We start from the raw sequence: 3,184 nt of genomic DNA on the forward strand, positions 1-3,184 counted from the left end.
TGGATATTATCCTTAGGTGCCTTGGAACCATCGGCCATGACATAGTGAACCGTCTGTTTAACATCATCTTCACGACTAGCAGCCTTCGTTGCGTGCGTCAGGTGAACAGTGAAGTTGTTCTTACTGTTATCTGAGGCAAACTTAGCACCACTTTCAAAGTCGTTAGAAACGAGCTTGTAACCTTGGCCTTCGTAAGTATTGATTTGAGTGGTTGGGTCGACGTTAAAACTGATTGCGGTGTTGTACTTGCCAGCAGCCGTATCCGTCTTCAGCGTCTCACCAGTCATGTCATCAACGTACGTGATCGTGGCATTTTGCTCGTTAGCGGTGTAGGTAACCGTCTTCGTCAGATCGTCATCGCCGAAGTTAACTGCCGTGCCTTGAATGTTAGTCTGATCGGCGGTGTAACCATCCAGTACTGGGCTAGTTACATCCGTGAAGCTTTGAGCTTCACTTGATGTCCAAGTTGTCTCACCAGTTACTAGATCCGTCACACCATTTTCCGTAAAGTGCAATGTCTGGATATTATCCTTAGGTGCCTTGGAACCATCGGCCATGACATAGTGAACCGTCTGTTTAACATCATCTTCACGACTAGCAGCCTTCGTTGCGTGTGTCAGGTGAACAGTGAAGTTGTTCTTACTGTTATCTAAGGCAAACTTAGCACCACTTTCAAAGTCGTTAGAAACGAGCTTGTAGCCTTGGCCTTTGTAAGTATTGATTTGAGTGGTTGGGTCGACGTTAAAACTGATTGCGGTGTTGTACTTGCCAGCAGCCGTATCCGTCTTCAGCGTCTCACCAGTCATGTCATCAACGTACGTGATCGTGGCATTTTGCTCGTTAGCGGTGTAGGTAACCGTCTTAACAACATTTTGATCACCGACGTTAACACTAGCGCCCTTCACACTCGTTTGGTCAGACGTGTATCCGGTAATCGTTGGACTAGTGACATCCTTAAAGGTCTGAGCTGTCGTTGGTGTCCAAGTTGTCTTGCCTGTTACCAGATCAGTCGTACCAGTCTGAGTGAACTTGACGGTTTGAACATTGTCATCGCCCGCCTTGGTGCCATCAGCGTAGACGTAATGGATTATCTGCTTGATCGTAGAGTCCTGCGTTACCTGCTTAGTGCCATGGTTCAAGTGAACAACAAAAGTCTGAGTAGTGTCATCGTCAGTGTCATAATTACCAAACTTAACGGCGGCAAAACTATCCCCAGCTAATTTATCTCCATTCTCCTTAGTAACACCTGCAAACTTGTACTGCTTTTCAAGCTGCTTTTCTTTATCATCAGAGAATTTAATTTCCTTAGTAGGAGCATCGGCCTTTTCTTGTACGAGGTCATGACCTTGGTCATCCTGAATGAATTGTTCTTCATCATCATCGTAGAACTTCAGCTGTGCTTTTTGACCATTGTTAATTTCTTTGTAGACGTATGTAACGGTCCCGTTATCACCCGTCTTAGTCAAATTACCTTCCGGATCTAATGAACCGTTACCTAATCCTACAAAGCTGTAGTAAGTGTTAGTGTCTGGAACATTAATTACATCAGGGTGGCTTGTCTTGTAGTAAGTCTTTTGACCATCATTTGTGTATGTAGCGTTTCGATCCTTGACAAAGGCAGAAATGTCCTCTCCCTTGTCAGTAATATACTTAACATTTACAGAAGCAGTCTTAACGTAGGTGAAGCTCTTAAACTTAAACATCTGTAAGTTATAGCAATCACCCGTCGAGGCCGTTACAGCAAACGAAAGTGGATCAGTATCAGTTAGCGTACGGTGCCAGACCAGTGTCTTTGGCTTAGTCGGATTTCCATACCAGTTATATATTGGAACTACTAGCTTTACTGTTAATTGCTGACTGGCGGCATCATAGTGAATGCTGAAGTCATGCCAATCATTGTCCATTACTCCAGGATTGCTTCGATCATAATAGATTGCTTGAGCCGAATCAGTTTCTTCATCCACGTCATAAGATGTCCATTTCTTAGATGAGCCGTCATAGTATGGCGTCGCGTCACTAGTGGTTACAAATGCTCCATAAGGACGATCAAGTGTATCTGACCGTCCATGATCACTGCCGTTATAGTATGTGTCCAACTTAAAACCAACGGCATCTTTTAAATCACCAATACCAATCCGGCGACCATCAGCCCCCGCTTTGTCAGTATTATCCTTATGGAAGGCAAAACCAATCCCGTCGGCACCAAGGCTACCATTATAGTGTTGGTACTCACCAAGGTAAACCTGACCTTCCAGATCAAAATCGTGTTCTAAGCTAATCTGGCTGTTTAAAGTAAAGTTACCACTTTGGTGCGTCTTATTAGGCGTTAGGATAACTGTGCCGTCCCAGTTGGGATCATTCTTACTAGTCTTCACATAATAGTTGCCATCCTGTGTTGCCTGGTAAGCATCACCGTTAAGCTTGAAAGCATCGCTAAAGGATTCTTCGCCCTGAGTGGCATTCGGATTTACCTTTACAGTGACATAGGTTTCGTTTGGCGCTAATGAATTATCCGTTTTTGATTGAACATTTGAACTACTGCTAGTTGTGTTGGCATTCGCACTAGTAGTATTACCATTACTAGTAGCCGTAACGTTAGTCGTTGGCACCGAAGTCGTAGTGTCGGCCATGACGCTCTGGCTACTCCCCATGTAGAACCCAGCAGCGATGGCAACTGAAACTACCCCAATGCTGAACTTCCGCAGTGAGAAGCGTTGGTACCTTTGATTGTTCTTGCTTTCCTTCAAAAATCGGTTATTCTTTCCAACCATGACAATTTTTCTCCCATAAATATTTGCTCGTTGTGACTAAAGTATTTATCCAATCAACAATCTCTGTCTCCACACAAAAAAGGCGCAAATAGAACCCAGTCCGTTCCTCATCAAAAACTGAATTTTCAATGAGCAAAACGAAGCAAATTTCGTTTACCCCTTTTTGATGTTTTTAAATGCTTTTTTAGTATAAAAAAGCTGAAAATGACTTTCAAGGAGATTCCCCGTATTAATATTTTGATAAAAGTCGTCCAGAAAAAAATACTTAAATGAGAGATAAATTTTTTCAGTCCCGGTTTGTAAAATTAAGTTAGAAACATAAAAAAGCCATCTGTGATAGACTTTTGAATAACCACAAACAAAAGCAAAGGATATCACAAATGACCTATCATCATCTTACCACACGCGAACTG

At 42.9% G+C, this 3,184-nt stretch carries 1 protein-coding gene; it reads right to left on the reverse strand.

Annotated elements, in window-relative coordinates; all coding sequences use genetic code 11:
* The coding region (locus OCT58_RS06795) for a mucin-binding protein (RefSeq protein ID WP_267202126.1) at positions 1-2,771 on the reverse strand (2,771 nt) is incomplete at its 3' end.
* Between the last annotated feature and the right edge of the window lie 413 nt (positions 2,772-3,184).

Origin of the sequence: Limosilactobacillus kribbianus, from assembly GCF_026413145.1 — a bacterium.
Taxonomy (GTDB): domain Bacteria; phylum Bacillota; class Bacilli; order Lactobacillales; family Lactobacillaceae; genus Limosilactobacillus; species Limosilactobacillus kribbianus.